Genomic DNA, 5,389 nt, shown 5'->3' on the forward strand with positions numbered 1-5,389 from the left:
GGAGGTACTGAGGGAGATAAAACGTATAAGATAGATGAAGTTCAGGGTAAAATCCAGAAAGCTCTTGCAAATTGAAAATTTTTTCAATAAATCAACTCCATTATAACTTTATTTCAAATAATGTTTTTATAACATTGATTTAAAACGTAAGTAATAAGAAATGACTTATGAGAAAATGAGATTTGGACTATTGATCTGTTTCGCCGGAGTAGTTCTTACATTGTTCTTTCTTAAACCGTTCGTCTCGATTTCAACGATATTCTTAGCTTTGGTTCTCGGACTTGTCTTTGCTCTCCCGGTGTCAGTTTTGGTACTAATGCTTATTGGCGGAGCTTCCCAAATAATAAGAAATAAAAAACACAGACGCCAAAGAAATGAAAAATTAGTCTTCTAATGTTTATTATTTGAAATATCAACTTTCCAGCTAGAATGAGAATTACACATTAATAAAAAGCTTCATCAATCTCCTCACTATAAAAAAACGTATGTTAACAGACTTTTTTATTAGGAATCTATATTTTGGCTTCTTTATTTACGGGCTCGCCTTTTTAATCCTGGGGATTACTATCTTCATACAGCTTAGAACAACCGAAAAAAGCGAATATAAATTGCTGAACATTTTATGGCTTTTGGCTTTTTTTGGGATTACTCATGGAATATTTGAATTTATACAAATGTTCACAGCAGTCAAAGAAGAGCTTATTTTTTTAAAAATACTGGGTCCTACTTTTTTAATAATATCATATCTATTCTTATTCTTATTTGGTTATCAACTGATTAATATCAGCAGGAGAAAAAAGCTAAGCATCTGGTTCCCATCAATAATAGTAATTTTATTTTTTTTGCTTTTAATATATTTAGGTGGAAAAAGTTTCTGGAATAATAATGTTCTCCTTGATATTTTAGTAAGATACTTTTTGGGTTTTCCAGGTGGGATTTTAATCGCTATTGGATTTCTTTTATATTATCAGAGCGAATCTGAGAAATTAAGGAGCATCCGGGTTAAAAAATATTTTATTTGCGCTGCTTTACTTTTCGGGGTTTACGGAGTACTGGGAGGATTGATTGTTCCCAGAGACAGCTTTTTTCCGGCTTCGGCAGTAAACTATACATCGTTTATTTCCCGGTTTGGCATTCCTGTTCTAATCTTCCGCGCTATGACTGCTATGGGAATTGCCTTGTCTCTGTGGTATATAATGAACATTTTCAATATAGAGGAGGCTGCAGGGCGCAAGCGTGCCAAGGAGAAAATACGAAACCAGGCTGCTCTTCTTGATAAAGCAAATGATGCCATTATTGTTCGGGATCTGGAACACCGCATTATCTATTGGAATAAAAGCGCTGCGCGATTGTATGGTTTTACAAAAGATGAAGCTATTGGCAAAAATACCGCTCTGCTTTTGTACAAAGAAGAATCACCTGCACTCATCCAGGCCAGAAAAGTGGTGATTGAGAAGGGAGAGTGGACTGGTGAACTGCGGCAACGAACAAAAGAAGGTAAGGAAATCATTGTAGAAAGTCACTGGACCCTTGTATGCGATAGCGACGGGAAACCGAACTCTATACTTCTCATCAATACCGACGTGACAGAGAAAAAGAAGCTCTTAAGCGATATTGAAGAACGCAAAAGGGCAGAAGAGGCGCTTAGAATATTTGCGGTAGCTTTAGAAGAGGCGCCGGATGGTGTTCAGATCGTAGATCTGGACGGATATGTAATCTACTCTAACAAGGCTGTAGAGAAAATATACGGCTTCTCTCCCAAAGAGTTCAAGGGAAAGCATCTCAATGAGATGAATTCAGACCCGGAGTTTGCAGGCGAAGTGATTATTCCGGGTATAAAAGAGAGGGGATGCTGGGTTGGGGAGCTCATGGTCAAACATAAGGATGGGAGAGAATTACCTATTTTGCTAACTACTTCTATGATTAAGGATAGAAAAGGTGAACCTATGGCATTTGTGGGGATCATCAGGGATATCACATATCTTAAAGAAAAAGAAAATCTTCAAAAGCAACTCTTGCAAGCTGAAAAACTCGCCACGATAGGTGAGTTGGCAGCAGGAACCGCCCATCAGATAAATAATCCGCTTGGTAATATCTCTCTTTATGCCCAGATGCTGCTAAAAAATACGAAGGACGACGATACTAAAGCTAAGCTCACTATCATCGATGATGAGGTAAATAAGGCAGCAAGTATTGTGAAAGGACTGCTTGACTTCGCAAGGCAATCAGAACCCAAACTAAGCCGAATAGATATAAATAAGGAGATAGAAAAAGTACTTAGCATCCTGAATCCCCAACTAAATGATATCAAGGTAACCACTGACCTTGTACCTCTTCCACCTATCCTTGCAGATAGCGGTCAGATCCAACAGGTCATCATGAACTTGCTCAGAAATTCAATTCAATCAATTGAAAAAAACGGAGAAATAATGATTAGAACTACATCAAAACAGGATCATATAGAGATCAGCATATCCGATAACGGCTGCGGCATACCAGAGGAAAATCTGGATAAAATATTTGACCCGTTCTTCACAACAAAGGAGCAGGGCAAAGGAACAGGACTTGGTCTCTCGGTCTGCTACGGGATTATCAAACGCCATAACGGGTCAATAGAAGTGAAAAGCGAGACAGGAAACGGCACTATGTTCACAGTAAAATTGCCGGTTTGATATTATGAAAAATATTTTAGTAATAGAGGATGACAGGAAAATGAGGGATGGCCTAGTTGAAATATTGACTGACGAAGGGTACAGGGTTGAGTCTGCCGGGAACGGTCAACTGGGGCTTGACAGGATCAGGAAGAAGGATTTTGAGGTAGTCCTGACAGATCTTATCATGCCGGTCATGGGAGGAATGGAGGTACTGAGGGAGATAAAACGTATAAAACCTAAAACATGCGTGATCGTAATTACCGCCTACGGAACAATCGAAAACTCGGTGGAGGCTATGAAAGTCGGTGCTTCAGATTATATAACGAAACCATTCAAGATAGATGAGGTCCAAACTAAAATCCGGAAAGTTCTTGCAGAAGCAGAGCTTGAAAAATGCCCTCAAATCCTTGATTCAGATGTCATTAAGGCGATATCGAATCCGATAAGGAAAAACACAGTAAAACTTCTTGATAAGGCAGGAAAACTGAAGTTCACAGAGATTAAAAAAAATCTTAAAATAGATGATGCCACAAAGCTCAGCTTTCATCTGCGTATCCTGAAGTCGTATAATGTCATTGAACAGGATAGTGAGAAAATATATATGCTGACCCCTGCAGGGAAAAAATTGATGGAAAGCTTAAAAAGAATTGAAGAAGTAGCATAATTTTGTCCTATGAATGAGATAGAAACAGAGACCCTTTCAGAGAAAAAACCCATGGCTGCTCTTGAGCAGCAGGACTCAGGCACTTATATCGGGCTCCTCCTTGGCGGCATAATCCTTGCAACAGGCGCTGTTGTGCTGTTCAGCGACCTCGAATCTACTTTTAGTACCAGAGGAATAGACATAACCCTTTCTATAATCTTCCGCATGGGACTGATGCTTGCTTCTGCTTACGGAGCAATCTCCTGCTTCTTCGGTCTCTACCGCATAGCCGCCCTGAACAGAATGCTCTCCGGGAAGATAGGGGAAGAATTCGAGGACTTTGTTCTCTATACAAGACCTTTCATCGAGGAAGTCATAAGGCAGCGACTGGTCGTGGAAAAGGTGATGGATAAGCTTGAGACCATGGAAAAGCGCAGCATCGAAAGCACAGCAGTTCAACAGGAAAGTAAAAGCGCGGTTTCCACTAAATGGTGGGAATTTCTCTTCTATGTTGCGCTGCTCACCAATATCAGTATAGGTCTCTATGTGTATCTTGAAGCTCACCCTTACGAAATGGTGCCCTACAGTATAATCATACTGGGCATAGCCTGGTGGGTATTGATGGCAAAATACTTCGGTATTCTTTTTGACCCGAGAGGTGTATACATGCCTGCCTTTTTCATAGCAGCCCTTCCTACGCTCAGTATTGTTCTTCGAATATTCCTTGCGCCCTACCAGGCACTTTTCATCGTCTTCATCGGGCTGTTTTTCTATGTAGCCGCAATGTACTATTACTATAGATACATAACTATGGGCATACCTCTTTTCTCGATTGCAAAGCTCAGAGAGGAAATAGAGATTTCAAAGAAAGCCAGGGCTGAAAAACCTGAAATAGAGGCAAAAAAAGAGAGCATATTGGAACAGGCATTGTCCAGAATCAAGAGCCAGGAAGTCATTGAGAAGCCTGCTCCCCTGCATGTTATCAGGACAGAGTCGGAAATTAGAGCTTTGAAAATAAGTCTGAAAGATGTCATTCGAAGTGCATTCAGAGCTAAGATTCAGAGCATCCGCCTTGGCTTCATGAGCTTGATCTGGCCTCGTGCAGTATGCCAGAACGGGAGAAAAATCTCCTGTACAGGTCTCATCATGGCTTTCCTTGGCGCCGTATCTATCATCACTTTTCCGGCTATCTATGAGGACGTATTCCTTGAAGCTGTTCTCTTCGGTATAGTACTGCTGGCAACGGGTTATTCCCTTGCAGGAAAAAGAGAAAAAAGAATATTCACCATCAGTTCCTCTCTATTTTTCGCAGGAATTCTCCTGTCACTTGGAACAGCAATCTCCTTTTACTTCCTGTCCGTTGAATCGCTGGTGGAAAATATATTGAAGATAGCCATGCAATACATCGCTGGCATTCTATTCCTGGTATTGGATATTTTCATAGATAGGAGACCTAAGAAATGATGTACTTCCCTACCAGAATTATTAAGACCCTGGGAAGCGCATGTGATAATCCCGGGCATAAATGGTGGATTATCGTCACATAAGTTAGAGATTATTAATGGACACAGATAGGAAAACGTCAGCTGTAGAAGCCGTAAATCAAAAAAAGAGAGAAAAATATCTCATAACAGATATTATTTTGCTGGTAAACTACTTTTTAAGCGTGGTGACCCTGCAACGGCTGTTGTTCTTATTATCATTTATAACATACGGTATTGGCGACAGTATAACTGCAGTTTATATGATGGAAAAAAGGGGAGTTATGTACGAAACAAACCCGCTTGTGCGTTTTGTCTATATTTCCTCTGGTGGACAGGGGGTTGTCGCTATGAAGGTATTTTATGCCTCCATAATACTATTTTTTGCATGGCTCATTTCAAGAAGGAAAAATACGCACTGGAAGGTCAACGGCTTCCTGTTTGCACTGATCATCGGAAGCATAATGGTAATGCAGGCAAATCTAAAGACAGCAAACGATACGATTCCACAATCTACCGCCTCAATTATGTTCACTTTCCTATCCATGGAAGCTTTATTTGTAATGATGGGTTATCTGATTGATAAACCTGACTTCGCCAGCTAACCTATA

The 5,389-nt window shown here is 40.2% G+C and carries 4 protein-coding genes; all 4 read left to right on the plus strand.

What is annotated here, in order from left to right:
- Positions 1 to 1,196 precede the first annotated feature (1,196 nt).
- Entirely contained in the window at positions 1,197 to 2,672 is a 1,476-nt protein-coding gene (locus MNV_RS06245) for a PAS domain-containing sensor histidine kinase (protein WP_179293833.1), read from the plus strand.
- A 4-nt stretch (positions 2,673 to 2,676) separates the two neighbouring features.
- Positions 2,677 to 3,318: a response regulator gene (locus MNV_RS06250; RefSeq protein ID WP_096204537.1), complete on the plus strand. Its 642-nt coding sequence runs from the start codon at positions 2,677 to 2,679 to the stop codon at positions 3,316 to 3,318.
- Positions 3,319 to 3,327: 9 nt separating this feature from the next.
- Complete coding sequence (locus MNV_RS06255) at positions 3,328 to 4,761, plus strand: hypothetical protein (protein ID WP_096204539.1); 1,434 nt, start codon at positions 3,328 to 3,330, stop codon at positions 4,759 to 4,761.
- Positions 4,762 to 4,858: 97 nt separating this feature from the next.
- Complete coding sequence (locus MNV_RS06260; RefSeq protein ID WP_096204541.1) at positions 4,859 to 5,383, plus strand: hypothetical protein; 525 nt, start codon at positions 4,859 to 4,861, stop codon at positions 5,381 to 5,383.
- Positions 5,384 to 5,389: the final 6 nt, after the last annotated feature.

Origin of the sequence: Candidatus Methanoperedens nitratireducens (genome assembly GCF_900196725.1) — an archaeon.
Classification (GTDB): Archaea; Halobacteriota; Methanosarcinia; order Methanosarcinales; family Methanoperedenaceae; genus Methanoperedens; species Methanoperedens nitroreducens_A.

What these genes read in the sequence shown, in the direction of transcription:
- MNV_RS06250 (WP_096204537.1), top strand. Translation starts at nt 2,677, where the DNA reads ATGAAAAATATTTTAGTAATAGAGGATGACAGGAAAATGAGGGATGGC.
- MNV_RS06245 (WP_179293833.1), top strand. Translation starts at nt 1,197, where the DNA reads ATGAACATTTTCAATATAGAGGAGGCTGCAGGGCGCAAGCGTGCCAAG.
- MNV_RS06255 (WP_096204539.1), top strand. Translation starts at nt 3,328, where the DNA reads ATGAATGAGATAGAAACAGAGACCCTTTCAGAGAAAAAACCCATGGCT.
- MNV_RS06260 (WP_096204541.1), top strand. Translation starts at nt 4,859, where the DNA reads ATGGACACAGATAGGAAAACGTCAGCTGTAGAAGCCGTAAATCAAAAA.